A 26,724-nucleotide genomic window follows, 5' to 3' on the forward strand; every position below is an offset into this window, starting at 1 on the left:
ATCCTTTCCCAGGAGGAGGGCCCACGTCAGCTCCGTTTGTGCGCCCCGCGGGTCCGCCGGGGTTCAGTCCGAGGTGCCGGCGTGCCGGGACAGGTCGGGCCGCACCGGCTCCACCCGGGCCGTGATCACCAGGGTGCCTTCCTCGACCTGGTACTCCAGCGGCAGGTCCAGGCCGCGCATCGCCGCCAGCATGCCCGTGTTGGAGGCCTGGGTCACCGCGTAGACGGCCTCGCTGCCCGCCTCGGCGGCCATCCGCACCAGCCGGTACAGCAGCTCGCCGCCGAGGCCCCGCCGCTGCCAGGAGTCCTCGACCAGCAGCGCGACCTCGGTCTCGTCGCCGTCCCACATGAGGTGCCCGAGCCCGACGACATGGCCGCGACCGGTCTCGACGACCAGCGTGCGGCCGAAGTTCGGACTGAGCAGGTGGCGCAGGTAGCGGTCCGCGTCCGCCACCGGACCGTGGTAGCGCTGCCGCAGGGTCTCCGGGGAGCAGCGCTCGTGCAGCGCCTTGGTCGCCTCCAGGTCACGCGGGCCGGCGCGGCGGATGGTGATGCGGCCCGCGCCGGGCAGCGCCAGCAGGTCCTCCGACTGCGGGATCCGAGGGCCGAGGCGGTCGTCCAGCTCCACCAGGGCGCGAGCTCGGGCGAACTCGGCGGGGGTGAAGGGCAGATGGGCGCGCTCGACGGTGATGGCGCCGCCGTCCGGCGCGCGCAGCCGCATCACCGTGGCGCACTCCTCGTCGATGCCGGTCGTCCCCGTCGCGCCGTCACCGCTCGGGCCGTGCGGGCGGACCTGCGCGCCCGGGACCTGACGGATGGTGCAGCGGCCCAGCAACTGCCGCAGTGCGAGCGGGAGTTCGGCGGGGTCGAGGGCGGTACGGGTGGCCAGGGCGACCGCGCGGGTGGGCGCGTCCACCAGGTCGTGGGCGTCCCCGCGTTCCGTCCAGACGTCCCAGCCGCCGGCCTGCTCGACCTGCGTGGAGAGCTCGGATCCGGTGAGAGCGGCGGGGGCACGCAGGAGGAACTCGTCCACCACGCCGTCGGCCAGCGGGTGGGTCTGGAGGCTGACGATGTCCACCCCGAGTCCGGCCAGCCGGGTGCAGAGCGCCGCCAGGGAACCCGGCTCGTCGCGCACCGTGGCCCGCATCCGCCACAGCGCGGCGGGGACCGAGGCCTCCAGGAGCTCGTGACCGGCCTGCCCGGTCCGCCGTCCCGTGGAGGACGACGGCCGGGCGCCGGTATCGGTATCACTCGACGGAGGTGCGCCGTCGTGGCGTCCTGACCACCACGCCTTCAGACCGGCCGGCGCCAGGCGCAGCCAGGACGGGGCGGGACGTTCGTTGTTCGCGCGGTGCTCCGCGGTCATGTTCCGATGCATGACTCCACGGTGAGGGTTGGGTGTTGCGTGATCACGAACGGATTGTGACCGCCCGGTTAAGCGCGTTTCTGTCCGCTATGGGGGATCTCACACGAAGGCCTCCCCGGACCGGGAACCACCGACCGGGGACAGGGCTGTGCCCGCGGCCGTCGCCGCCCGCAACCGGCGGGCCTGCGCGACCAGGAGGGAGGACCCACCGCGCTCCGCCACCGCGTCCACACCCCGTACCGGCGCGGCGTCCGGCGCGCCGATCCGTTCCGCGCAGTCGGCGGCGACCGCCAGCAGGTCGCCCAGGGCACGGGCGTTCACCGGCTCGGCCGCCTCCAGCAGCGGCGGCAGCAGGCACCGCAGCACCGACCACGTGGTGCGTCCGGCGCCGCCGTGGGCCGCGGTGCGCAGGGCCTTCGCGAGCCGGGAGGACACCACCGTGCCGGACAGCACCAGCGTTGCCAGGTCGGCCCCCGTCGCCTCCGCGTCCAGGTCGCCCCGCGCGGCGAGCAGCAGCAGGGCCTCCACGGCCGGCAGACGGTCCTCGGCGGACCGGGCGAACAAGCCGTAGGCGACCGACAGACGCAGCGCCGGCCCCGGATCGCCGCCCGACTCGGCCAGCCGCGGCAGCAGCCCGGTGTCGACCGGGCCGTCCCGGTACACGGAGGCCGAGAGCGTGCGCAGGGTACGCGCCGCCACCAGCTCGCGGTGGCCCGGCAGCAGGGCGGGCCAGTACCTCTCGAGGCCGGTGCCGCGGGCCGGACAGTACGCGTGGTCGCACCCCTGCGCGCCGACCGGCATGCCCAGCCCGCGGAAGCCCCGCGGAAGGCGCTGCAACGCGGGCGCCTCGGCGTACTCGACCCCGACGAGGTCGCCCGCCGGCACCGCCCGGCCCTGCGGAAGCCCGGGACCGCCCGCGTCCAGCCACTGGGCCAGCCGTTCGCCCTCCGGTGTGCCCAGGGCGCGGGCCCGCCCGGCCGCCGCCGCGCGGGCCGCGGGGTCGGTGAGCCGGAGACGCAGCAGTGCCTGGGCGAAGTCGTTCTCCCCGACGCGGGCCTCCAGCCGTCGGTACTCCTCCAGCCCACCCACGAGGTCCGCGGGCTCCAGCGAGCCGTCGTCCCAGGTCGGGGTGGAGAGCAGGAAGGGCTGCGGATCGGTGCGCAGCCGATGGGCCACCTCCCACAGCCGGATCTGGAAGGCGCGCGCCAGGTGTCCGTGCACGCAGCTGTACTCCGGGCCCGCGTTCACGACCGCCGAGTGCAGCGCGGAAAGCTTCACGGCGAGGTGCAGCGACGCCAGAACCAGATCGACGCCGTGCTCGAGGCCGAAGGAGCCGGGGGCGTGGTGGGTGAAGCGGCTTCGGCCCCGCATGCCGTCCCGGGGTGAGCGCCCGCCGCCGGACCACCACCGGGTGGCGACCACCGGCTCGAGCGCCCCGAGCAGCGCCTCGCGGTCCCGGTGCGCCCAGCGCACCAGGCCGTCCAGGGTCCGCTCGAACGCGGCGACGTCGTCCCCGGCGGCCCGCCGGCCGGAAGCCAGCAGGGCGCCGGTCTCCTCGGCCACCTCCGCGGCGGTGGCCGGAGGCGGAGCCAGGCGTCGCGGTGCGCGCACCGGCGGCAGGACCTCGACGTAGGGCTCGAACACGGCGTCGGCCTCAGCGCCCAGGCCGAGCACCCGCAGCAGTCGCTCACGCGGGGCGGCGGGCAGCGACGCGGCGTCCGCCGCCAGCGCCTGGCGGACCTCGTCCCCGTCGGGCGGCGGAGGCAGATGCCGCGCCAACAGGGCCAGGGCGCGGTCACGCAGGGCCGCGTCCTGGTGGCCGAGGACCGGACCGAGGCAGGCCAGCAGCTCGCCCGCCGCGTCCGTATGCCGGGACAGATACCTGCCGATCAGCGTCAACTGGGCACGAATCAGCTTCTTCTCCGGGCGGAACAGCACCGCCGCCGAGATCTCCGCGAGAGCGCTCGCGGAAAGCGTGCCGTCCAGTGCCAGCTCGCCGAGCACCGTCCGGGCGTGACCGGCCACGGTGGACGGCCCGTCGGCGGCCAGCGCCCGCCAGTCGGCGACCCGCTGGCGCCGCTCCCGGGCGGTGAGCTCGAGTCCGGTCAACAGGTTCTGGAAGAACCGCACATCGCCCGCCCTTCCACCGCGCAGCAGCCGGGAGAGACAGCCGTCGATCATCACCTCCCTGGGCAGCAGCCCTTCGCCGGTGAGCACCAGGAGGGCGCCGGACCACGCGCCGGCCCCGTCCAGCAGCAGGCCCATGTCCTCGATCTCGAAGAGCGCGCCCACCATCGGCCGCAGATCCCCGTCGCCGCGCAGGCGTTCCAGCAGGGTGCCGTCCTCGGCCCGCACCGCCCGGGTGCGGTGGCGGACCCAGCCGGTCACGTACCCCTCGGTGACCGGGGGCGGGCAGTCGGCCAGCCGGACCAGGCCGGACATCAGCTCGAAGGACACCTCGGCCGACGCGGGCCGGGCCGCGAGACGCGCCGCCAGATCGGCCAGCCAGTCGGCTCCCCGGTCCTCCACCAGCCGCAGCACCGTCGGGGCCGTAACGGCGCTTCCGGCACCGAACCGCAGGTCCGAGCCGGTGAGCCAGGAGGCGACGGCAGCCGCTCCCCTCTGGCACGCCACCCCCGCCGCCAGCAGCGGCGGGTAGGCGGTTCGCGAGGCGCCGGCCCACGGGTCGCGTCGCAGTTCCGCGCGCAGGCCCCGCAACTCCGGTACGAGCGACCGGCGTTCCGCGGCCGACAGGCCCTCCAGCAGGTCCAGTGTCCGTACCGTGTCGCCGGCGCGGATCGCCGTGACCAGCTCGCCTCCCGTGGTCATCGGACCGCCTCCCCGTTCAGCGCCGCCCGCAGCCGTCGCGCCTCCAGCACCAGCCGGGAGGAGCCCGAGCGCCCGGCGACCCGGTCCAGGCCGGGCAGCGCCCCCGTGGAGCCCGTCCGCTCCGCGCACTCCGCGGCCACGCCCAGCAGGTCGCCCAGCCCCCGGGCCGGCTCCACGCCCTCGGCCAGCAGCGCCGGCAGCGCGTGGCGGAGCACATCGCCGACGGTGGCGCATGCCCCGGTGGCGGCGGCCGTGCGCAGCGAGTCGGCTAGCCGTGTCGCCTTGACCGCGCCGAGGGACACCAGTTCGCCGAGGTCGGCTCCCAGGCGTACCCGGTCGAGCTGCCCGCGTGCCGCCAGCACCAGCAGGGCGTCCACGGCGGCCAGCCGGTCCTCGGGATGACGGGAGCCGAGCCCGTAGGCCACGCACAGGTGGGTGGCCGGACCGGCGGGCCCGCCGGTCTCCGCCAGCAGCGGAAGCACCGCCGCGCCGCGCCGCTGGTCCTGCACGGCGGAGGCGATCGCGTCGTGCACCAGTCGTGCCGCGAGCAGTTCGCGGTCCTCGGGGAGCATGGCGAGCAGGTGCGGCCGGGCACCGTCGTCGAAGTGGTAGCACCAGAAGCGCTGGACGTCGGCGAGCACCGGCTCGCCCAGACGCGCGAAGGCGCCGGGGAAGTCCCGCACCAGCGCGGAGCACTCGCCCAGTCCCGGCCGCACCCGCCGGTCGACCGTCCGCCGTTCCGGTGTCGCGGGGAGGGGATCGGACGCGGTCAACCAGCGGGCCAGGTGCTCGCCCTCCGGGGTCACCAGTGTCGCGGCGCGCGCGGCCGCCGCCTCGGCCGCGGGCCGGTCCGCGCGGCGTACCCGCAGGAGCGCCTGGGCGAAGTCGTATCTCAGCGGGACGATCCCCGCGGCCGAGTACAGCTCCAGCCGGCCCACCAGCTCCCAAGGATCGACGGAGCCGGTACTCCAGGTCGGCGTGGACAGCAGGAAGGGCGGGACCGCACCGGTCCGCATCCGGTGGGCGACCTCCCTGACCCGTGCGTCGAGGGCCAGGCACAGCGGGCCGTGGGCGCACTGCCTGGCGGGGACGGTGCCGTGCGTGCCCGGTCGCAGCACCTCCTCGGAGACCTGGCCCGTCAACGCGGCGAGCAGCATCTCGACGAGATGCCGGGCGTCGCGGTAGACGGCGTCGACGGCGAAGTAGCGCTCGGGCGCCCTCCAGCTGTCCGGTGCCGCGTCGTGCCACTCGACGCGGGCGAGGACCGGGGCCAGCGCGTCCAGCAGCGCCGCCCGGTCCCGGTGGGCGAGGCGGACCAGACCGTCCAGCACCCGCTCGAAGGACGCCACGTCGGCGTCGCGCCGGGCGAACAACACGCCCACCTCCTCCGCCAGTTCGGCCGGCGACGCAGGCGCCGGAGCGAGCCGGGCGGGGGCGGGCACCGGCGGCAGCGTCTCCTCGTAGGCCTCCGGTGTCTCCTCCTGCGCCTCCACGCCCAGCGCCGTCAGCGCACGGACGCGCAGCGCCGGGGACAACTGGTCGGCCGCGTGGCCCAGTTCCTCGCGCGCCTGCTCGTCGGACACCTTGTCCAGGTGCCGTTCCAGCAGCCGCAGCGCCCGCTCCTGCGCGTCGGCGTCCGGCTGCCCGAAGGCATGGGCGAGGCCCGGCAGCAGGAGGTTCGCCGCGTCCGGCCGGGCGGACAGCACCTTGCCGAGCAGGACGAGCTGGGAACGGACCAGCTTCTTCTCCGGGCGGAAGAACACCGAGGCCGACAGGTCCGCCAGATCCCGGTCGGGGAGGTCACCGGCCAGGGCCAGTTCGCCCAGCACCGCCTGGGCGTGGGCGGCGACCGTCGGGATACCGTCCGCGGCCAGCGCCGACCAGTCGGCGGTCCGCGCCCGGCGTTCCTCCCCGGTGAGTTCCAGCGCGGCCAGCAGGTTGAGGAACACCCGCTGGTCGGCGGCAGGGCCGCCGCGCAACAGCCGTGCCACGCAGCCCTCCACCATCGCCCGCCGGTCCAGGACGCCCTCTGCGGTGAGCCGCGCCAGCACGGTGACCCAGCTGTCCCCGCCGCCGGCGGAAGGCAGGTTCGCCATGGCGCGGCCCGCGTCGGTCGTGGTGAAGAGGCCGGCGACCATCGCCGCGAGGTGGCGTGTGGTGCGAATGCGTTCACCGACACCGTCCCGGTCCTCCCACGTGCCGTTGACGTGCTGGATCCAGGCGTGCACGGACGCCTCGGTGACCGGCGGCGGGCAGTCGGCCAGCCGTGCCAGCCCGTCCAGCAGGGCGTGGTCGACGCCGGCGGAGACCGGGCGCGCGGCGACCCGGCGGGCGACGTCGGCGAGCCAGTGCGGCTCCCGGTCCCGCAGCGCCCCCAGCAGCAGGCCGGTCGGGGCCGCCATCCACCGGAAGTCGGCCGCGGTGAGCCAGGTCGCGACCGCCGCCGCCCCGGTCAGCGAGGCCGCCCCGGCCAGATGGAGGGCCGGGTAGACCCGCCGCTGCCGGCCCCAGTCCTGGCGGAACTCCTTGCGCAGCCGCTCCCACTCCGGGACCAGCGCACGCCGCTCGCCCGCGGGCATCGCCGCCAGCAGAGCGGCCGCACGGTCGGTCGCGCCCTCGTGCACCGCCGCGCACACCTCGTGCTCCGTCGCCGCCTTCGTCACGACCGGCCCTCCCGTCGAGCCATCCGGACCGCCAGCGCGTGCTTGCAGGGCCCGCGTCCGCCCCGGTACTTCGCCCACCACAAGCAGGTGCACGTCAGCGCACCGTTCTCCTCACGCACCCGGTGCCGGTGGCCGTCCTCGGCGGTGACCGTGCCGGTCGCGCCGTCCAGGGCGACCGCGCCCGCCGCCAGCAGCGCCCGGGCGTCCCGCAGCCGCGGGTTGTGCCGCTCCACCCGGCCGGCGTCGTACGGCAGCTCACGGTGGAAGTAGGCGGCCTCGGCCGGGTCGTAACCCACCCGCCCGGAGGTGCCGAGCCGCACCAGGGCGGCGCGCACACGCTCGGCGGTCAGGCCGGAGGCGGCCGCCAGGTCGGCGACGTCGATCCGCGGCTCCCACGCCAGCAGCACGGATATCAGCTCCGCGTCCTCGGCGGCGTCACCCGAGGCCAGCGCGTCGAGGACGCCGCCCTCTCCGGAGAAGCCGCGGGAGGCGTCCGGCGACAGGGTTAGGGTGAGCCGCATGCCCGGCAGCACCGCCTCCCAGGCGCTCGCGGCGGCGTCCGTGCCGGACACGGCGGGCCCGTAGACCCGCAGCGCGGTCGCGTGCCGCAGCACCCGCTGCAGGGCGGCCAGCCGCTCCGGCCCCGGAAGGCACACGGCGCCCGGTACCGGCCTGGTGGTCGGCCGCAGCCCCCGCCCAGCGGGCACCACCCAGGAGGCACCGCCCCGGCTCCGGCCGCGCGGCAGCGAGCGCAGGAACCGGACCGCCTCGGCGGCCGGGAGCTCCGCCCGCAGCTCGAAACCGGCCGCGACCACCTGCGACTCCGCGAAGCCGCGCAGCCAGCGGTCCGGCAGCGGGACCTTCTTCTCGACGACCGGGCCGTCCGTCGTCGTCACCGCCAACTCGTCCGGACCCACCCGCAGATGAACCGGATCGAGGGCGCCCACCCGGGAAAGCGCCTCCCGCAGCGGGTTGTTGACGTCGACGTTGGTGGTGCCGTGACCGATCTCCCCGCCGTCCAGGCCGTCGTCGAGGACGTCGAGGCGGGCGTACACGCCGCAGCAGCCGGAGAAGGACTCGAAGCGGAGCCGGTCGCCGTTGCCCGTCACCACCGGGTCGAGCGAGGCGCGCGCCTGGGGCTGGTGGTAGCGGGCCGCCGCCACGTCGGCCACCGCCAACAGGCCCGCGGAGGCCGCCTGGGGGTGCGTGAGGAAGCCGGAGAAGAAGCCGGGGTGGTCCTGGACGCCCGTGGGCGTCGCGCCCCGGGAGGTCTCCAGTCCCAGGAGCCGTCCCTCCGCGGTGGAGCGCAGCGCGGAGGGACGCGCATAGGCCACGGCCTGCAGTGATCGCGTCATGGGAGGACCGTAGGGGTGACCACCGACAACTGCCTTTGCGGCCGCGGTGGTCGGGCCTCCGACCGCCCAGGGCGCCGGCCCCGGCCTACTGGCCGACGAGACCCGGTTGCAGCACCTTGGTGAACAGCACCGCCCCGTCCTGCTCGCGCAGCCGGACCGTCATCTCGCCGCTGTCGCCGTCGATCTCCACCTCGCCGAAGAACTGGTAGCCGTCGGCCGGCGAGACGTTGGAGGTGGCCGGAGCCTTCACGAACACCCGCTCCGGTCCGAAGGTGCCGTCCAGGGGGGTCGCCGGGAACGCGCCGGCGTTGAGCGGGCCGGAGACGAACTCCCAGAACGGCTCGAAGTCGGTGAACGCCGCCCGCGAGGGCTGGTAGTGCTGGGCCGAGGTGTGGTGGACGTCCGCGGTCAGCCACACCGTGCCGGTGACGCGGCGGTGCTTGACGAACCGCAGCAGCTCCGCGATCTGCAGCTCGCGCCCCAGCGGCTCACCCGGGTCCCCCTGAGCGACCGCCTCGACGTTGTGACTGCCCTCGGTGGTGTCCGTCACCACCAGACCCAGCGGCATGTCCGACGCGATCACCTTCCACACCGCCCGCGACCGGGCCAACTCGCGCTTCAGCCAATCCAGTTGCTCGCGGCCGAGGATGCCCTGCGGATCGACGGCGTCGGTTCCGGCGGAGTTGGCGTTGCGGAAGGTGCGCATGTCGAGCACGAACACGTCGAGCAGCGGGCCGTGGCGCACCACCCGGTGGATCCGGCCCTCGCGGACGCCCGGAGTGAGCGTGGAGACCGGGTAGTACTCGCTCACCGCCCTGCGGGCCCGCCCGGCCAGCACGTCGACGCGCTTCTCGGTGTAACGGGCGTCCGTGTCGGCGATCACCTGGCCCGGGTACCAGTTGTTGCGCACCTCGTGGTCGTCCCACTGCACGATGCTCGGCACCCGCGCGTTGAAGCGGCGCAGGTTCTCGTCCAGCAGGTTGTAACGGAAGTTGCCGCGGAACTCGGCCAGGGTCTCCGCGACCTTGGACTTCTCCTCGGTGACCACGTTCCGGTACAGCCGTCCGTCCGGCAGTGCCGCCGTGGCGGCGATCGGCCCGTCGGCGTAGACGCTGTCGCCGCTGAGCAGGAAGAAGTCGGGGTCCAGCCGGCCCATCGCGTCGAAGATCCGGTAGCCGCCGATGTCCGGGTTGATGCCCCAGCCCTGCCCCGCGATGTCGCCCGACCACAGGAACCGCACCCCGTCGCGGCGCCGAGCGGGGGCCGTGCGGAAGGCGCCGGTGACCGGCTCCCCGGTGCGGCGCGGGTCGTCGGGGTCGGCCAGCACCACCCGGTAGTGGATCTGCTCACCGGGCGGCAGACCGCGCAGCCGCGTGGTGCCGGTGAAGTCGGTGCCCTCGCCCAGCAGCGGGCCCGGCACGCGGCGCACCCTGCGGAACGACTCGGTCGGCGAGACCTCGACGACCATCCGGGCCGGGCGGTCGGACCGCACCCAGACCAGGCCCGAGTCGGAGGTCACGTCACCGGCCTGCACGCCCCACCCGGCGCGGGGGCGGCCGGAGAGCGCGAACGCCGGGACGGCGGAGCCGAGACCCGCGGGCAGCGCGAGGGCAGCCGAGGCGGCGAGTGCGCCCCGCAGGACGCCGCGGCGTGCGGGGGCGGGCGGCTGGGTCGACGGGTCGGACATGGGGCGCCTCCAGGAACGGGAAGAAGGAGCGGGACGGGAACGGGCCGGAACCGGCCCCGCGCGGGCCCCGGCGTACCGGCGGCCGGCGGTGCGGGACACGGAGGGCCGGCCCCCGCGGACCGGAAGCGGGGTGCGGGACCCGGTGGACCGGCACACGGCGCGAGCGGCTGCCGCCGTGCGCAGCAACACCTACTCCCGCCGCGCGGCCCGCACGGAAACCGGAGGTGAACAACGCGCTCCGCGGTCACCCGGCCGGGCCATTCAGCCCTCCGTGGCCCCGCTGCCGCTGCCGCTGCCGCTGCCGCTGCTGCCGTCGACGCCGCTGCCGTCGCGGACCACCCGGGCGACCAGCGCCGGGTCGTCGTTCATCGGCACGTGGCCGCAGCCCCGCAGACGCACCAGCCGGGCCTCCGGGATGATCCGCTTGGCCCGCACGCCCTGACGGGGGAGCAACAGGCGGTCCTTGTCGCCCCAGGCCACGGTGACCGGGAGCCCCGGCAGGTCGTCGGTGAAGGCGAGCCCGGCGCCCGCGCGCAGGGTCGCCTCGAAGCCCGGCGCGTGCTTCAGTGCCAGGGTCTCGGCCACCACCGCCTCCGGCGCGCGACGGCCCGGCCGGGCGTAGATGGTGCCGGTCAGCGCGGCCCGGCCGGCGGTCGAGCGGGCCAGCTGCCGGACGACGGGCAGCGGCAGCCGCGACGCGCCCTCCCGCATCACCCGCAGCACCGAGGCGGCGTAGCGCCACTCGCCCGGCGACCAGAACCCGCCCGGGGAGAGCGCGGTCACCGTCCGGGCGAGCCGGCGGCGGCCCATCTCCAGCGCGAGCAGCCCGCCGAGCGAATTGCCCGCCACGTGCGGCCGCCCGACGCCCAGCGCCTCGCACAGACCGCCCAGCACCGTCGTGACCGTCGCCAGGTCGTACTCCAGCCCCTGCGGCAGCGCGGGGGAGGACCCGAAGCCCGGGAGGTCCACGGCGATCACCTCCCGGTCCGCGGCCAGGATCCGGCTCACCGGGTCCCAGGCCTGGAGGTGGTGACCGATGCCGTGCAACAGCAGGAGAGGTTCGCCGGCGCCCCGCCGTTCGCAGGCGAGAGTCACGGTCCTCGGGCCGCCGGCGGAGGGCACCTCGAAGGAGACGGTGTCGGTCATGGGCTGCTCCTCGTCCGGGGGTGGGTCGTGGGTACGTCGAACCGGCCGACAGCTTGTCAGCAACGACCGCCGACGGGTAGGGGACGACGCCCTCACCGGCCCCGGACCGCCATCCGCGATGCGTAACCTGCCCCAGGGCCGGCTCACCGGTGTCGGTCTACCGTCCTTGACCGGCGGTCTTCGATCACGAACGTCTCGTGAACGGCGTGTGGCGTTCCCTGCCCGTTTTCTCCCCAGGTTCCAGGATTGGTCTTGACCAGGTTTGGGGGGCGTCCTATGGTCGCAGGAAAGTTCAACAACCTTTAATAAACAAGGGCGTCAAAAACGTCGCCGGCCACGCGCACCGTGGAGGACAGGGTGGGGACCACGCAGCTGGAAGCGGTGTCGGAGCCGAAGTACTGGCATCTGCGGACCGTGCTGAGCCAGGCACTCGACACCGAGTTCTCGGTGGGTGAGGTGCTGCCCAACGAGCGGGAGCTCGCGGCCCGCTTCGGCGTCGCCAGGGCCACGCTCCGCCAGGCTCTGGAACAACTCGAACTGGAAGGCCGGCTGCAGCGCCGCCGCGGCGTCGGCACCACCGTAGCCCCGCCGCGCGTCGGCGTGGCCGTGGAGACGGAACGGCCGTTGTGGCCGGGGGCGCCGGGGGACGCCTGGCAGCCGGCCGACTGCACGCAGGGCGCCGCGACCGCCGCCGTGGCGGCCACGCTGGGCGTCACCGGCGACGAGACGGTGCACACCGTGCGGCGCTCGCTGTCGGCGCACGGGCAGATCGTCGCGGCCGAGCTCCTGCACGTGCCCGCCCGCTCGGTGCCCGAGCTGACGGCCATCGACGTGCCCGGCGGACCGGCTCGCGCCCGCGCGGTGCTGCGGGAGCTCCAGCGGCTCACGCTGGAGGGCCAGGACCGCGCCGTGGAGCTGGGCACCGCCCGCGCCGAGGACGCCAAGGACCTCGACAGGCTGCCCGGAGCGCCGGTGCTGATGGTCACCACGCGGTTCTTCGCCGAGGGGCGGACGGCCGCGGTCTCGGTGGCCACCTACCGGGCCGACACCTGCCGGCTCACCTTCGGCGCGGCCGGCGACGTGCGCATCGTCCACGACAGCGAGCGGCAGGTCTCCTGACCCGTCGCGGTGACCGCACCGGCGGTGCCCGTCCTGCCCGGTGACCGCCCGTGGTCGATTGCGCGGGCGGTCACCCGGCGCGGTCACCGGCCTGCCGTCACCGGCGGGCGGTCACCGTGCTGTCCACCGCGAACAGTTGCTCCTCGACATGGTCCAGCGCGAGGCGCAGCGCCCCGGTGGCGACGGCGGCCTCGCCGAGCTGGGAGAGGGTCACCCGCGGTGTGCGCAGGCAGTACCGGGACAGCTCGCCGCGGAGCGGTTCCAGCACGTCGTCCAGCCCCGCCGCCCAGCCGCCGACCACCACCAGCTCCGGGTCCATCGCCAGCACCAGCGCCGCCACGTCGTGGACCAGCCGCCGGATGAACCGGTCGACCGCGGCCCGGGACCCCTCGTCGCCGTCACGGGCGTGCTGGAACACCTGGGCCACGGCCTGCTCGTCCAGCGGACGCAACGGCTCGCCCTCGGTGGACAGCAGGGTCTCGGGCGTCGCCTCACGGCCCAGCAGGTGCAGCGCGCCGATCTCGCCCGCCGCGCCGCCGAACCCCCGGTGCAGCCGCCCGCCGATCAGCGAGCCCGCCCCGGGACTGAGGCCGGCCAACACGAAGACCACGTCGTCCGAGTCGACGGCCGCGCCCTTCCAGTGCTCCGCCACCGCGGCGGCGTTGGCGTCGTTCTCCACCAGCACCGGGCACTTGAACGAACGGCTGAGCCGCTCGCCGAGCCGCAGACCCGTCCACTCGGGCAGCGCGGTGCCGAGGCGGACCGTGCCGTCCGCCTCGACGATGCCGGGGGTGCCGACGCCGACCGCGCGCAGCGAGCCGCCGGAGACCCCGGCGCGGCGCAGGAGTTCGTTGACGGCGGTGCGCAGGGAGTCGATGCGGTCGTCCGCGGGGGCGGTCTCCGCCACCTCGCTGGTGATGCTGTCCAGGACGCGCCCGTCCAGGTCCGCCAGGAGCGCGGTCACCCGGTGGGCGCCGATCTCCAGCCCCAGCAGATGGCCGGCCTCGGCACGGAACCGGAACCGGCGGGCGGGGCGGCCCTGACGGCGTGTCGCGCTCTCGTCCGCCGCCGCCTCCGTCACCAGACCCGCCTGGATCAGGCCTTCGACCACGCCCTCCACGGTGGGACGCGACAGGCCGGTGACGCGGGTGATCTCGGTGAGGGTGGCGAAGTCGACCGCGCGCAGCGCGTGCAGCACCACGGCGGAGTTGATCCGCCGCAGCAGCGAGGGGTCACCGCCGGTCAGGCGTCCCACTGGTCCGTCCTCCCAGCTCGCGAGGTGTTGGCCGGATGTTACTCGTCGTTCAACGTCCCGGCGAGGGCGGGGATCCGGTTACCTCGGGTTGCGACCCGGACGGGTCCGCGGCCCGGCAGGGCCTGACACAACGGCAGTTGTCGGTGGCGGCGGGTTTACTGGAACGCATGAGCATCGCACGTCATGTCGCCGTCGTGGAACGGCTGTGCGGTTCGGACCTGCCGGAGGAGGGCGCGGACCCGGACCCCGGCGCCGCCCTGGCCCGGTGCGGCCCGGGATGGCGGGCGGCCGAGCTCCTGGGCGAGGACTGCTCCGAGGGCGACCCGGGCCTGGCGGCGGAGGCGGCGGCGGAGTACGAGCACGAGCGGGAGGCGCTCGCGCAGCGCCTGTCGGCGCGGTGGGGGGAGCCGCAACGGGTCGGCCTTCGGGGGGCGCTGATACGCGCCGGCGAGGCGGGGGAGGAGATACCCGAGCCGTGGGGACGGCTCTGCGAGGAGCTGACGGAGGTGCACCTCTGGTGGGCCGAGGACCGCTGGCTGGCTCTCGGTGTCCTGCACCACGGCCTCGAACCCCCGTACGCCCTCCTCGCCGTGGTGACCACGGAGGACCCGCCGTAGACGTGGACGCCCCAGGGGCTCGGCCATCCCGGTGATGTCGGCCGCCGTCCCCGGGATACTGGTCGCCCATGGACAAGGTGGAAGTCGTCGTGGCCCATGCGGAGCGCGCGACCCTGCGCGTCGGAGACGTGTTCCTGAAGGTGGACGCCGACCGGACACGCCTCGACGCCGAGGTCGAGGCGATGTCGCTGGCACCGGTCCCGACCCCCCGGATCCTGTGGCGCAAGCCGACCGTGCTGGCGCTCGCCGCACTCGCGGGGACGACGCTCGGGCGCCTCGGTGGGCCGTCGACCGGATCGCCGGCGGCGTGGGCCGCCGCGGGCGCCGCCATGCGGAAGTTGCACGACGCCCCGCTGCCGCCCCGGCAGGGCCGGGCCGGCCGGAGCGTCGTCGCGCTGACGGCGGAACTCGACGCCGAGTGCGAGGCGCTCGTGACGAACGGCGTCCTGCCCGCCGACCTGGTCACCCGCAACCGACGGGTCGCCGAGGCCGCACTCCGCCCCTGGACACCGGCGTTCACGCACGGCGACCTGCAGATCGCGCACGTCTTCCTCGACGGCGACGAGGTCACGGGCGTCATCGACTGGTCCGAGGCGGGCCAGGGTGATGCCCTGTACGACCTCGCCACCTTCACCCTGGGGCACGAGGAGCACCTCGACGACGTCCTCGCCGGCTACGGCGCCGACATCGACCGCGACGTGATCCAGGCGTGGTGGTCGTTGCGCAGCCTGCTGGCCGTTCGCTGGCTGGCCGAGCACGGCTTCGACCCGTTCGCGCCGGGCTGTGAGGTCGACGTCCTGAGGTCCCGGATGTGAAGCGTCGCGGATCACCGGCGAGGCGCCGAAGTCCTCCACGAGTAGGGTGACTTGGCATGACCGACGACGAGTTCGAGATCACGGCGGACCTGGTGCGCGATCTGCTGCTGGAGCAGCATCCGGACCTCGCTGGACCGGCCCTGCGGGAAGTGGTGGGCGGGTGGGGCAACCAGATGTGGCGCCTCGGGGACGACCTGGCCGTGCGGATGCCGCGGCAGGAGGGCGCCTCGGCGCTCCTGCGCAAGGAGTGCCGGTGGCTGCCGGTCCTGGGCCCCCGCCTGCCGCTTCCGGTTCCCCGCCCCGTACGGATCGGTGAACCGTCCCCGCGCTTCCCGAGGCCCTGGGCGGTCATGACGTGGGTCCCGGGCGAGCCGCTGGACCACTCCTCCATCAGCCGCGGCGACGACGCGGCCGACACGCTGGCCGCGTTCCTGACCGCGCTCCACACGGAGGCTCCCGAGGACGCACCGATCAGTGAGGACCGCGGCGGTCACCCCGACAAGTGCACGGACGGCTTCGAGTACTTCTTCCACGCCCTCGCTCCCGCCGCGCTCGCCGGTCTCGCCGACGACGTTCGTGCCGTCTGGGACGACGCCGTCGCGGCACCCGAGTGGGAGGGCCCGCCCCTGTGGGTGCACGGCGACCTGCACCCCGCGAACGTGGTCGTCTCCGACGGGACGCTCTCAGGCGTGATCGACTTCGACGCCCTGTTCGCCGGCGACCCGGCCTGGGACCTCGCCGCCGCATGGGTGATCCTCCCCGCGGGCGCCGTCTCGCGCTTCTTCGACGCGTACGCGCGTGCGAACGAGGGGACGATCCGGCGCGCCCGCGGACTGGCCGTTCTGAAGGGCCTGTTCCTCATGCTCATGGGCCAGAACGGGGACCGCGGCCTGCCCGGTGGCAAGCCGGCCTGGGGACCCGCCGGCCGGGCCGCCCTCGAGCGCGTCCTCACGGACAGGGTGTCGTAGCCGCTGCCCGGGCACCGGCGCATGCCCGGGGACCGGCGCCTGCCCGGGCCGGCTCACCGGCGGGGCGGTTCCTCGGCGGCCTGACGGAGGCGGGCGTACTCCTCGGCCATGGTCGCCAGGGTCCAGTGGGCGTTGAGGCCGCTGGGGTTGGGGAGCACCCAGACGCCGGTGCCGCCGGGCAGGACGCGCTCCTGCGGGCCCACCGTCGCCTTCCGGTCGCCGAACGCGGCCCGGTAGGCGGTGATGCCCAGGACCGCGAGCCAGCGCGGCCGCAGCAGCTCCGTCTTGGCCTCGAGGATCCGCCCGCCCTCCAGGTACTCCTCCGCGGTGAGTTCGTCCGCCCGCGCGGACGCCCGCGCCACCACGTTGGTGATGCCGAGCCCGTAGGAGAGCAGCTCCCGCTGCTCGGAGGGGTCGAGCTGCCGGGGCGTGAAGCCGGACCGGTGCAGGACGGGCCAGAACCGGTTGCCCGGGCGCGCGAAGTGGTGCCCGGTGGCGGCCGTCATCAGCCCGGGGTTGATCCCGCAGAACAGCACGCGCAGGCCGCCCGCGGCCACATCGGGGACGATGCGGTCGCGGGCGGCCTCGAGCTCCTCGCGGGTGAAACGGGGGCTCACCGGTGGTCGCCGAGCGCGGTCAGAGGATCGCCCCGGGGGTGTACGCGGCGGCCCGCGGATGCGCCTTGAGGACCTCCTCGACGCGGGCGACGACCACGCCGACCTGGTCCGCGGCCGCGCCGGTGAAGGACAGCTTGTCCGCCATCAGCTCGTCCAGCGCCGCGCGGTCCAGCGGGATGCGCGCGTCGGCGGCCAGCCGGTCCAGCAGCTCGTTGCGCTCGGCGCCCTGCTCGCGCATGGCCAGGGCGCAGGCCACCGCGTTCTCCTTGATGGCCTCGTGGGCCTCCTCGCGGCCCACACCGGCCCGCACCGAGGCCATCAGCACCTTGGTGGTGGCCAGGAACGGCAGGTAGCGGTCCAGCTCGCGGGCGACCACGGCGGGGAACGCGCCGAACTCGTCGAGGACGGTCAGGAAGGTCTCCAGCAGGCCGTCCAGCGCGAAGAACGCGTCCGGCAGCGCGACGCGGCGGACCACGGAGCAGGAGACGTCGCCCTCGTTCCACTGGTCGCCGGCCAGCTCGCCGGTCATCGAGGCGTAGCCGCGCAGGATCACCATCAGGCCGTTGACGCGCTCGCAGGAGCGGGTGTTCATCTTGTGCGGCATCGCGGACGAGCCGACCTGCCCGGGCTTGAAGCCCTCGGTCACCAGCTCGTGGCCGGCCATCAGGCGGATCGTCTTGGCCAGCGAGGACGGCGCGGCGGCGAGCTGCACGAGGGCGGTGACGACCTCGTAGTCCAGGGAGCGCGGGTAGACCTGGCCCACCGAGGTGAAGGCCTGGCCGAAACCGAGGTGGGCGGCGATGCGGTCCTCGAGCTCGGCGAGCTTGCCGGCGTCGCCGCCGAGCAGGTCCAGCATGTCCTGGGAGGTGCCGACGGGGCCCTTGATGCCGCGCAACGGGTAGCGGCCCAGCAGCTCCTCGACGCGGTGGTACGCCACCAGCAGCTCGTCGGTGGCGGTGGCGAAGCGCTTGCCGAGGGTGGTGGCCTGGGCGGCCACGTTGTGGGACCGGCCGGCCATCACGAGCTCGCCGTACTCGGCGGACAGGCGGCCCAGGCGGGCCAGCACGGCCACCACCCGGTCGCGGACCAGCTCGAGGGAGAGGCGGATCTGCAGCTGCTCGACGTTCTCGGTCAGGTCGCGGGACGTCATGCCCTTGTGGACCTGCTCGTGGCCGGCGAGGTCGTTGAACTCCTCGATCCGGGCCTTCACGTCGTGCCGGGTGACCTTCTCGCGCTCGGCGACGGAGGCCAGGTCGACCTGGTCGAGCACCCGCTCGTAGTCGGCGAGGGCGGCCTCCGGCACCTCGATCCCGAGGTCCTTCTGCGCCCGGAGCACGGCGAGCCAGAGCCGGCGCTCGAGCTTCACCTTCTCCTCGGGCGACCAGAGCGTGGCGAGCTCGGCGGAGGCGTAGCGTCCGGCGAGGACGTTCGGAATGCGGGGCTTGGCGGGAGAAGTCACGTAACCGGATTCTACTGTTCGTTCCTGCAGGTCGACGCCGCGGGCCCGTTCGTAGGAAACGCCAAGGGCCGCACGGTGCCCCGGGGCGGCCGCCCCGGGATCCGGCGACGGCTGCCTCAGAAGGGGTAGGCGCGGGGGGTGTCCCGGGTGGTGACCCACTGAAGCTCGGTGAACTCCTCGGCCACGAAGCCGACGCCGAACCGGCCCCAGCCGCTGTCCCGGGTACCGCCGAACGGCATCTGCGGCTCGTCGTTCACCGGCTGGTCGTTCACGTGGACGATGCCGGCGTCGATCCGGCGGGCGACCTCCAGGCCCTGCACCGAGTCCGCCGCCAGGACCGCCGCGGCGAGGCCGAATCCGGAGGCGTTGGCCCGGGCGACGGCCTCGTCGCGGTCCTCCACCACGGTGACGACCACCACCGGACCGAAGGTCTCGTCCAGGGCCAGCTCGATGTCCTCGGGCACGTCGGTCAGCACCGTCGCCGGGTAGCAGGGCGGCGCGGCCGTCCCGCCCGTCACGATCCGCGCGCCGGCCGCCACGGCCTCCTCCACCCGGCGGCCGATCGTCGAGAGCGCCCACTGGTTGATCACCGGCCCGATCACCGTCCCGGGGTCCAGCGGGTTGCCCACCGGCAGGGAGGACACCCTGGCGGCGAGACGCTCCAGGAAGGCGTCGGCGATGGAGCGCTCGACGAAGATCCGCCGGGCGCCCATGCAGACCTGGCCCTGGTGGACGAAGGCGCCGTAGGCGGCCGCGGAGGCCGCGTGGTCGAGGTCCACCCCGTCGAGGACGATCATGGGGTTCTGTCCGCCGAGCTGGAGCAGGATCCGCTTGAGGTGCCGGCCCGCCGCCTCCGCGAGCCGCCGGCCCGTGGCGGTGGAGCCGGTGAAGCTCAGCCGTCGTACCAGCGGGTTCGCGATCAGCTCGTCGCCGATCAGCGAGGCCTCTCCCGGGGCGTGCGTCACCACGTTCAGCACGCCCGGCGGCAGTCCGGCCTCCTCGAAGATCTCCGCCCACAGGGCCCCGCACGCGGGCGCCTCCTGTGAGGGCTTGAGCACCACCGTGTTGCCGAGGGCCAGCGGCCCGACGATCGCGCGGCCGGTCAGCGCCAGCGCCGCGTTCCACGGGGCGATCGCGCCGACCACCCCCACCGGCCGGCGGATCGCCATCGACCGCGTGCCCGGCCGGTCGGACGGGATCAGCTGCCCGTCCGCGGCGTACGGCAGCGCCGCGGACTGCCGCAGCAGGGACAGCGCGAAATCGAGCTGGACGTCGCCGAAGTGGCGGGTGCAGCCCGTCTCCCGGGCCAGCAGGACGAGGATCTCGTCGCGCCGCCGCTCCACGACGTCCGCCGCGCGCAGCAGGACCGACTGACGAACGTGGGGCAGGGCCCGCGACCAGCCGGCGAACGCCTGGTCGGCCGCCTCGATCGCGGCCCGCGCGTCGTCCTGGTCGCCGGCGGCGACGACCGCCACCACCTCGCCGGACCAGGGGTCCAGGCTCTCGTAGGTGCGTCCGTTGGGTGAGTCGGTCCATGCGCCGGCGATGTGCTGACGGACAAAGAGGGCCGGGGTCATCACTGTCGCTCCTCACCCGGGGCCTGGTCGCCGGACGTCGTGACCGGAGGATCGGACGACTTCCGGCAGGTGGTCACCTTACGGGGTTCCGTGTACCGGAACCGCATCCCGCCGTGCGGGTCGCGGCGTCATTCGAGGTGCCCCATCCGCCGGGAGATCTCCTGCGCCGCGTGGCGCAGCGGCCCTTCCAGGCGGGCCACGACGGCTTCGGCCGTGGCGTTCCACGCGCTCAGGTGGACGGCGACGCCCAGCGCCGCGCAGACGTTCCCGTGACGGTCGCGCACCGGCACGGCGACCGACCGCAACCCGGCCGTGAGCTCCTGGTCGTTGAGGGCCAGACCGGTCCGCCGGATCTCCGCCAGCGCCGCGACCAGTTCCTCGCGGGCGGTGATGGTCCGCGGTCCGCGGCGTGCCAGGTCGATCCGGTCCAGGACGGCCCGCACGGACGCCGGGTCGCGGTACGCCAGCAGCACCTTGCCCATGGACGTGCAGTAGGCGGGCAACCGGGTGCCGATCTGGACGTTCAGCTCGATGCGGAAGCCGGCCCGGCCCGGGCGGCGGCGGTCGACGTAGACGATGTCCGCGCCGTCCAGGACGGTCAGGCTGACGGTGTGGTTGGTCTCGTCCGCCAGCGCCTGCGCACTCCGGGCGCCGACCCGCGCGACGTCCAGGGTCCCCACCGCCGCCATGCCGAGATGCATCGCCGCGGGACCCAGCAGGTACTTGCGGCCGCCGTCCTCCTGCTCCAGGTAGCGCAGGGCCACCAGGCTCGCCACGTAGCGGTGGCAGGTGCTCTTGCTCAGCCCTGTCGCGTCGGCCAGCTCGACCAGTCCGAGGGGCCGGCGTCCGTCGGCGAGCGCGGTCAGGATCGCCAGGCCCCGCTCGAGGGCCTGGGCGCCGGTGCCGGTGCCGGAGGACGCCGCCGGCTGCGGGGCTGCGGTCATGCCGCCCACCCTATCCGGAACGCGGTTCCTGTAGGTGGAACCACTCGTTGACGGGATCCGCGCCCCGCAGCACGATGCGCCGCACGACCTCGTTGCCCGCACCCGCACCCGCACCCGCACTCGTACCGGGACCCGCGCCCGCACCCGGCCTCGCGCCCCGCACCAGTAGTTCGTACGGAAGGAATCGTTGTGGCACTTCTGGACTCTGTCGACTGGCAGGGCAAGATCTTCAAGAACGGCGCCTGGGTGGCAGGCCGCGGCGGCGACTACGCCGTCGTGGAGCCGGCCACCGGAGCCGAGCTGGGCCGCATGGGCGAGGCCGACACCCAGGACGTCGCCGAGGCCGCCGCCCACGCGGCCGAGGCGCAGCAGGCCTGGGCCGCCCTGCCGTACACCGAGCGGGCGGCCGTGCTCCGGCGGGCGGGCGACCTGTGGAAGCAGCACGCCGACGAGATATCCGGCTGGAACATCCGTGAGGTCGGCGCCGTCCCCGGCATGGCCGGGTTCGCCCTGCACACCGCCGCCGAGGAGTGCTACGAGGCCGCCTCGCTGCCCGGCCGCCCGCTGGGCGAGCTGCTGCCGAGCGAGCAGCCGCGGCTGTCCATGGCGCGCCGCGTCCCGGCCGGCGTGGTCACGGTGATCGCCCCGTTCAACGTGCCGATCATCCTGGCGATCCGCTCGGTGGCCCCCGCGCTGGCCCTCGGCAACGCGGTCCTGCTCAAGCCGGACCCGCGTACCGCGGTCACCGGCGGCACGCTGATCGCCCGGATCTTCGAGGAGGCCGGCCTGCCCGCGGGCGTCCTGCAGATGCTGCCGGGCGGTCCGGACGTCGGCGAGGCGCTGGTCGTCGACCCCCACGTGCGGGTCATCTCCTTCACCGGCTCCACCGCCGTCGGCCGGCACATCGGCGAGCTCGCCGGCCGGCACCTCAAGCGCGCCCACCTCGAACTCGGCGGCAACTCCGCGCTGCTGGTCCTCGACGACGCCGACGTGGAGGACGCGGTCAACCTGGCCGCCTGGGGCTCCTTCTTCAACCAGGGCCAGATCTGCATGACCACCGGACGGCACCTGGTGGCGAGCGCCGTCTACGACGACTTCGTCGCCGCGCTCGCGGAGAAGGCGCGGGGCCTGCCGGTCGGCGATCCGGCCCGGGGCGACGTCGCGCTCGGTCCGATCATCGACGCCGGGCAGCGGGACAAGATCCACCGCCTGGTCACCGCGAGCACCGCCGACGGGGCGAAGGTGGCCGCCGGCGGCACCTACGAGGGGCTGTTCTACCGGCCGACGGTCCTGGCCGACATGGCCCTGACCGCGCCCGCCTTCGCGCAGGAGGTCTTCGGGCCGGTCGCCCCGGTGACGCGGGTCGACTCCGTCGAGGACGCGGTGCGGATCGCCGGGGACAGCGAGTACGGGCTCTCGCTGGGCATCGTCACCAAGGACGTCATGCACGGTCTCGAGGTGGCGGACCGCATCCCCACCGGCATCGTGCACATCAACGACCAGACGGTGAACGACGAGGCGGTGGCCCCGTTCGGCGGGGTCAGGGCCTCGGGCACCGGATCGCGGTTCGGCGGGGCGGCGGCGAACGTCGAGGCGTTCACCGAGACCCGCTGGGTCACCGTCCGCGGCGCCACCGCCCGCTACCCCTTCTGATCACCGACCCCCCGTCCCGTCCGGCGCCACCGGACGGGACGGAGCCGTCGCACGGACGGGACGAGTCGCACGGGACGGAGCCGTCGCACGGGACGGCGCCGCCGGACACGACTGGGCCACCGGTCGGGACGGAGACCGCGGTCCGTCAGGTCGCCGCCCGCGGGTCGAGCAGCCCCTCGGCGAGCAGGTCGGACCACAGCCGCTCGGGGACCTCCTTGCCGAACGCGGCCACGTCGGCCCGCACCTCCCGCGCCGACCGCATGCCGACCACCACGCCCGCCACCGCCGGGTGCCGCAGCGGAAAGGCCAGCGCCGCCTCCGGCAGGGTCACCCCGTGCGCCGCGCAGACGTCGGCGACGCGCCGCGCGCGCTGGACGACCTCCGGGGAGGCGGCGGCGTAGTCGAAGAACGCGTCCGGTGAGGGGCGCGGGGTGGAGAGCAGCCCGGAGTTGAAGACCGAGGCGGCGAGCAGCGAGACCCCGCGTTCGGCGCAGGCGGGCAGCAGTTCGTGCGCCGCCCGCTGGTCGAGCAGGGTCCAGCGCCCGGACAGCATCACCACGTCGACGTCGTGCTCCCGCACCAGCCGGGTGAGCAGTTCGGTGTCGTGCATCCCGGCCCCGACGGCGCCCACCACGCCCTGGGCCCGCAGCTCGGCCAGCGCGGGCAGGCCGGTGCGCAGGGCGTTCTCGAAGTGGTGCTCCGCGTCGTGCAGGAGGAGCACGTCGACCCGGTCGGCGCCCGTCCGGGCCAGCGACTCCTCCACGGAGCGCAGCACGCCGTCGCGGGAGAAGTCCCACTCCCTGCGGTGCGTGGCCGGGACCTCGAAGCTCTCGTCCGTCCGCCCGGCCGGGTCCTGGGGCACCAGGAGCCGGCCGACCTTGGTCGACAGGGTGAGGGCGTCCCGGGGCCGTTCGCGCAGGAAGCCGGCCAGCCGCCGCTCGGCGAGACCGATGCCGTAGTGCGGCGCGGTGTCGAAGAAGCGGATCCCGGCGTCCCAGGCGGCGGACAGGGCGCCCGCCGCCGTCGCGTCGTCCAGCGGCTCGTACAGGCCGCCCAGCGGGCCGGTCCCGAACCCGAGTTCGGTCACCTCGACGGTGCTGCGCCCCAGTCGACGGGTCCTCATGCCGCTCCCCTCCGCGCCGGCACGGAGGTGCTCCGCGCCGGGGACGAACGTACCCGTGGCGCCCCCGCGTCACACCGGAGCCGGAGCCGACGCCGGGGCCGGAGCAGGGTCCGACCCCGGGGAGCGTGACGCCGCGACCTCACTCGTAGGGCAGCAGGTCCGCCCGCTTGGGGAGGAGGCCGTCGCCGGAGGAGCGGCCGGTGAGGCGGCGGGCTATCCAGGGCAGGAGATGGACGCGCGCGAACCGGGCGTCGGCGACCCGGCGCCGCAGCCAGGGGTCCGGGGGAGTGGCGGCCATCGGCACGTGCCACTCGTGGTCCTCCGGGTCGTACCCGAGCCCCTGCCAGACGGCCTCGGCGACCCGCCGGTGACCCTCCTGGTTGAGGTGGATCCGGTCCACGTCCCACACCCGGGGGTCACCCAGCGACGGCGCCCCGTAGAGGTCTATCAGCACCGCCCCGTGCCGCGAGGCCAGCGAGTCGAGGGTCTCGAAGATGACCTCCATGCGGGGCCGGAACCGCTCCATGACCGGCCCCTGCCGCCCCGGGCTGCGCATCAGCACCAGCTGCTTGCAGGCCGGGGCCAGCCGCTCGGCGGCCTCCTCGAGCATCCCGGTGACCCGCTTGAGGTCGCAGTTCGGCCGCATCGCGTCGTTGAGGCCGCCCACCAGCGTGATCACGTCGGCGCCCATCTCGGCGGCGAGGCCGACCTGCTCGTCGAGGATCTGGCCGATCAGCTTGCCGCGGATCGCCAGGTTGGCGTACCGGAAGCCGGGCGCGCGGGCGGCCATCCGGCCCGCGAGGAGGTCTGCCCAGCCGCGGTAGGTGCCGTCGGGCATCAGGTCCGACATGCCCTCGGTGAAGGAGTCGCCGAGGGCGACCAGGCTGGAGTACGTGGGGGCGGTGTCCGCGGGATTCTTCTGCGTCTGCATGGCGAGGCAGATCGTATCCCCGCCGCATACCAGTCGGTCGGTCGCCCCCGGTGGTACCGGGGAGCGACCGACCGACCGAGGGCCCGACGGCTCAGGCGGCGGGCTGGCCGAACAGCTCGCGCAGCACGTCCTCCATAGTCACCAGCCCCGTGAGGCGGCCGTCCGAGCCGAGCACGGCGGCCAGGTGCGTGCGGCTGCCGCGCAGGGCGGTGAGCACGTCGTCCAGCGGCGTGTTCTCGCGCACCCGGGCGATCGGCCGCATGTGCTGGACCCGGAACGGCAGGTCCCGCGGCATCGCGTCCAGGGCGTCCTTGACGTGGAGGTAGCCGATGATGCGGCGCTCGTCGTCGACGACCGGGAAGCGGGAGAACTTGGTCTCCGCGGAGAGCGCCTCCAGCTGGACGGGGGTGACGCCCAGGGACACGTACCGCACCTTCTCCAGCGGCAGCAGGACCTCGCCCACCGGGCGCCGGCCGAGCTCCAGCGCGTCGTTCAGGCGCTCCCGGGCCCGGTCGTCGATCAGGCCGGCCTCCCCGGAGTCCTTGACCATCTGCGCCAGCTCGGCGTCCGAGAAGGAGGCCGTGACCTCGTCCTTCGGCTCCACCTTGAGCAGCTTCAGCAGGGCGTTGGCGAAGGCGTTGACGGTGAAGATCACCGGGCGCAGCGCCCGCGAGACGGCGACCAGCGGCGGCCCGAGCAGCAGCGCCGTGCGCACCGGCTCGGCCAGCGCGACGTTCTTCGGCACCATCTCTCCGAGCAGCATGTGCAGGTACGTCGCCGCGGTCAGCGCGATCACGAAGGAGACCGCGTGGCCCGCTCCGGCCGGCACGCCCATCGCGTGGAAGACCGGCTCCAGCAGGTGCGCGATGGCCGGCTCGGCGACCACGCCGAGGACCAGGGTGGACAGCGTGATGCCCAGCTGGGCCGCGGCCATCAGGGCGGAGACGTGCTCCAGGCCCCAGATGACCCGCACGGCACGGCGGTCGCCCTCCTCGGCGTGCGGCTCGATCTGGCTGCGCCGGACCGAGATCATGGCGAACTCGGCACCGACGAAGAAGGCGTTCAGGACCAGGGTCGCCAGACCGATCAGCAGTTGTACGGCGGTCATCGGGTCGCTCCCTGTCCCTTCCCGGCGTTCCTGCCGGACTCGGTGTCCGCGTCGGCGCCCTCGGATCCGGCGTCGGCCGGCGGGGCGGTCAGCAGCACGCGGGCCGCCCGGTGGCCGGAGGCGTCCAGCACCTCGGCCCGCCAGCCCTCGATCTCCACGACGTCCCCGACGGCCGGTATCCGGCCCAGGGCGGTGGCGACCAGTCCGGCCAGCGTCTCGTACGGGCCGTCCGGGGCGCGCAGCCCGATCCGGGCCAGCTGGTCGGTGCGGGCCGCGCCGTCGGCGTCGTAGACCGCCCGGCCGTCTGCGTCCGTTCCGGCGGGCGCCAGGTCGGGCGTCTCGAACGGGTCGTGCTCGTCGTGGACCTCGCCCACGACCTCCTCGACGATGTCCTCCAGCGTCACCACACCGGCGGTGCCGCCGTACTCGTCGATCACCACGGCCATGGTGCGCCCGCCGGACAGCCGGTCGAGCAGCCGCTCCACGGTCAGGGACTCGGGCACCAGCAGCGGCTCGCGCAGCAGCTCCGAGACGTGCACCTGGGACCGCCGCTCGGCGGGCAGCGCGATGACGTCCTTGATGTGCACGGTGCCCACCACCCGGTCCAGGTTGCCCCGGTACACCGGGAAGCGGGACAGACCGGTGGCACGCGTCGCGTTGGCGACGTCCTCGCAGGTCGCCTGGGTCTCCAGGGCGACCACCTGGACGCGCGGAGTCATCACGTTCTCCGCGGTCAGCTCCGCCAGGTTCAGCGTGCGGACGAACAGCTCCGCGGTGTCCGCCTCCAGGGCGCCCTGCTTCGCGGAGTGGCGCGCCAGGGCGGCCAGCTCCTGCGGGCCGCGCGCGGAGGCCAGCTCCTCGGCGGGCTCGAGGCCCATCCGGCGCACCACCCGGTTGGCGGTGTTGTTCAGGTGGGTGATGAACGGGCCGAAGACCGAGCTGAACACCCGCTGCGGCGTCGCCACCTTGCGGGCCACGCCCATCGGGTTGGAGATCGCCCAGTTCTTCGGGACCAGCTCGCCGACGACCATCAGGAAGACCGTCGACAGGGCGGTGCCGAGCACCAGCGCCACCGAGCGCGAGGCGCTCTCGGACAGGCCCAGCGCCCCGAGCGGCCCCGAGATGAGGGCGGCGATCGACGGCTCGGCGAGCATGCCGACCACCAGGTTGGTGACCGTGATGCCGAGCTGCGCGCCGGAAAGCTGGAAGGTCAGGTTGCGCACGGCCTTCAGGGCGCTCGCCGCGCCCCGGTCGCCCTTCTCGGAGGCGCGCTCCAGTTCGGCGCGCTCGACCGTGGTCAGGGAGAACTCCGCCGCCACGAAGGCTCCGCAGGCCAGCGAGAGCAGGACCGCGAGGAGCAGGAGGAGGACCTCGGTCACGGGGTCGCCCCCCTGTGGTCGCCGGGGAGGGGGGATCGTGCGGAAAAGGCGCAGCCGGAGCTGCTACTGGGAGGCTCGCCCATGGGCGGACGCTCACGCACCTTTCGAGAGAAT

General features: G+C 74.6%; 20 protein-coding genes. 5 read left to right on the plus strand and 15 right to left on the minus strand.

Going from position 1 to position 26,724, the window contains the following annotated elements:
- Positions 1 to 63: 63 nt before the first annotated feature.
- The 6 genes from ABT026_RS11695 to ABT026_RS11720 all read right to left on the minus strand — a co-directional run bounded on the left by ABT026_RS11695 (position 64) and on the right by ABT026_RS11720 (position 11,045).
- The gene (locus ABT026_RS11695; protein ID WP_351114012.1) at positions 64 to 1,377 is read right to left on the minus strand and encodes a GNAT family N-acetyltransferase; all 1,314 of its coding nucleotides are present in this window, start codon (positions 1,375 to 1,377) and stop codon (positions 64 to 66) included.
- 87 nt (positions 1,378 to 1,464) lie between these two features.
- Entirely contained in the window at positions 1,465 to 4,194 is a 2,730-nt protein-coding gene (locus tag ABT026_RS11700; RefSeq protein WP_351114013.1) for a DUF6493 family protein, read from the minus strand.
- Positions 4,191 to 6,857 carry a DUF7824 domain-containing protein gene (locus tag ABT026_RS11705; RefSeq protein WP_351114014.1) on the minus strand — a complete coding sequence of 889 codons (2,667 nt, stop codon included), beginning with the start codon at positions 6,855 to 6,857 and terminating at the stop codon, positions 4,191 to 4,193. Before ABT026_RS11705 ends, ABT026_RS11700 begins: the two co-directional genes overlap by 4 nt.
- Positions 6,854 to 8,212, minus strand: coding sequence for an SWIM zinc finger family protein (locus ABT026_RS11710; RefSeq protein ID WP_351114015.1), 1,359 nt, complete (start codon positions 8,210 to 8,212; stop codon positions 6,854 to 6,856). The genes ABT026_RS11705 and ABT026_RS11710 overlap by 4 nt, the downstream gene beginning before the upstream one ends.
- An 85-nt stretch (positions 8,213 to 8,297) precedes the next feature.
- Positions 8,298 to 9,899, minus strand: coding sequence for an alkaline phosphatase D family protein (locus tag ABT026_RS11715; RefSeq protein ID WP_351114017.1), 1,602 nt, complete (start codon positions 9,897 to 9,899; stop codon positions 8,298 to 8,300).
- Positions 9,900 to 10,160: 261 nt separating this feature from the next.
- Entirely contained in the window at positions 10,161 to 11,045 is an 885-nt protein-coding gene (locus ABT026_RS11720) for an alpha/beta fold hydrolase (protein WP_351114019.1), read from the minus strand.
- A 357-nt stretch (positions 11,046 to 11,402) separates the two neighbouring features.
- Here ABT026_RS11720 and ABT026_RS11725 point away from each other — a divergent pair, with 357 nt between their 5' ends.
- Entirely contained in the window at positions 11,403 to 12,164 is a 762-nt protein-coding gene (locus ABT026_RS11725) for a GntR family transcriptional regulator (protein WP_351114020.1), read from the plus strand.
- A gap of 97 nt (positions 12,165 to 12,261) precedes the next feature.
- Here ABT026_RS11725 and ABT026_RS11730 read toward each other — a convergent pair whose 3' ends face one another.
- The gene (locus tag ABT026_RS11730) at positions 12,262 to 13,419 is read right to left on the minus strand and encodes an ROK family transcriptional regulator (protein WP_351114021.1); all 1,158 of its coding nucleotides are present in this window, start codon (positions 13,417 to 13,419) and stop codon (positions 12,262 to 12,264) included.
- Positions 13,420 to 13,586: 167 nt separating this feature from the next.
- Here ABT026_RS11730 and ABT026_RS11735 point away from each other — a divergent pair, with 167 nt between their 5' ends.
- The 3 genes from ABT026_RS11735 to ABT026_RS11745 all read left to right on the plus strand — a co-directional run bounded on the left by ABT026_RS11735 (position 13,587) and on the right by ABT026_RS11745 (position 15,819).
- Positions 13,587 to 14,036 (plus strand): hypothetical protein, encoded by a 450-nt coding sequence (locus ABT026_RS11735; RefSeq protein ID WP_351114022.1) that lies wholly within the window; start codon positions 13,587 to 13,589, stop codon positions 14,034 to 14,036.
- 68 nt (positions 14,037 to 14,104) lie between these two features.
- Positions 14,105 to 14,851, plus strand: a complete 747-nt coding sequence (locus tag ABT026_RS11740; protein ID WP_351114023.1) for a phosphotransferase family protein — start codon at positions 14,105 to 14,107, stop codon at positions 14,849 to 14,851.
- 56 nt (positions 14,852 to 14,907) lie between these two features.
- Complete coding sequence (locus tag ABT026_RS11745) at positions 14,908 to 15,819, plus strand: aminoglycoside phosphotransferase family protein (RefSeq protein ID WP_351114024.1); 912 nt, start codon at positions 14,908 to 14,910, stop codon at positions 15,817 to 15,819.
- Between the two features lie 53 nt (positions 15,820 to 15,872).
- On the opposite strand, the gene mug is transcribed toward ABT026_RS11745, so the two are convergent.
- The 4 genes from mug to ABT026_RS11765 all read right to left on the minus strand — a co-directional run bounded on the left by mug (position 15,873) and on the right by ABT026_RS11765 (position 20,416).
- A complete protein-coding gene (mug, locus tag ABT026_RS11750; RefSeq protein WP_351114026.1) occupies positions 15,873 to 16,436 on the minus strand; it encodes a G/U mismatch-specific DNA glycosylase in 564 nt (187 codons plus the stop codon).
- A gap of 19 nt (positions 16,437 to 16,455) precedes the next feature.
- Positions 16,456 to 17,895 carry an adenylosuccinate lyase gene (purB, locus tag ABT026_RS11755; RefSeq protein ID WP_351114027.1) on the minus strand — a complete coding sequence of 480 codons (1,440 nt, stop codon included), beginning with the start codon at positions 17,893 to 17,895 and terminating at the stop codon, positions 16,456 to 16,458.
- Positions 17,896 to 18,011: 116 nt separating this feature from the next.
- A complete protein-coding gene (locus tag ABT026_RS11760) occupies positions 18,012 to 19,472 on the minus strand; it encodes an aldehyde dehydrogenase family protein (RefSeq protein WP_351114028.1) in 1,461 nt (486 codons plus the stop codon).
- 128 nt (positions 19,473 to 19,600) lie between these two features.
- Complete coding sequence (locus tag ABT026_RS11765) at positions 19,601 to 20,416, minus strand: IclR family transcriptional regulator (protein ID WP_351114029.1); 816 nt, start codon at positions 20,414 to 20,416, stop codon at positions 19,601 to 19,603.
- Positions 20,417 to 20,605: 189 nt separating this feature from the next.
- On the opposite strand from ABT026_RS11765, the gene ABT026_RS11770 reads away from it, so the two are divergent.
- Entirely contained in the window at positions 20,606 to 22,069 is a 1,464-nt protein-coding gene (locus ABT026_RS11770) for a benzaldehyde dehydrogenase (RefSeq protein WP_502967953.1), read from the plus strand.
- A 145-nt stretch (positions 22,070 to 22,214) separates the two neighbouring features.
- Here ABT026_RS11770 and ABT026_RS11775 read toward each other — a convergent pair whose 3' ends face one another.
- The 4 genes from ABT026_RS11775 to ABT026_RS11790 form a co-directional block, all read right to left on the minus strand.
- Positions 22,215 to 23,192: an aldo/keto reductase gene (locus tag ABT026_RS11775; RefSeq protein ID WP_351114030.1), complete on the minus strand. Its 978-nt coding sequence runs from the start codon at positions 23,190 to 23,192 to the stop codon at positions 22,215 to 22,217.
- Positions 23,193 to 23,331: 139 nt separating this feature from the next.
- A complete protein-coding gene (locus ABT026_RS11780) occupies positions 23,332 to 24,123 on the minus strand; it encodes an SGNH/GDSL hydrolase family protein (RefSeq protein ID WP_351114031.1) in 792 nt (263 codons plus the stop codon).
- A gap of 91 nt (positions 24,124 to 24,214) precedes the next feature.
- Positions 24,215 to 25,231, minus strand: a complete 1,017-nt coding sequence (locus ABT026_RS11785) for a hemolysin family protein (protein WP_351114032.1) — start codon at positions 25,229 to 25,231, stop codon at positions 24,215 to 24,217.
- Positions 25,228 to 26,610, minus strand: a complete 1,383-nt coding sequence (locus tag ABT026_RS11790; protein ID WP_351114033.1) for a hemolysin family protein — start codon at positions 26,608 to 26,610, stop codon at positions 25,228 to 25,230. The genes ABT026_RS11785 and ABT026_RS11790 overlap by 4 nt, the downstream gene beginning before the upstream one ends.
- Between the last annotated feature and the right edge of the window lie 114 nt (positions 26,611 to 26,724).

Origin of the sequence: Streptomyces sp. NPDC002734 (assembly GCF_040295685.1) — a bacterium.
In the GTDB taxonomy this organism is placed as follows: Bacteria; Actinomycetota; Actinomycetes; order Streptomycetales; family Streptomycetaceae; genus Streptomyces.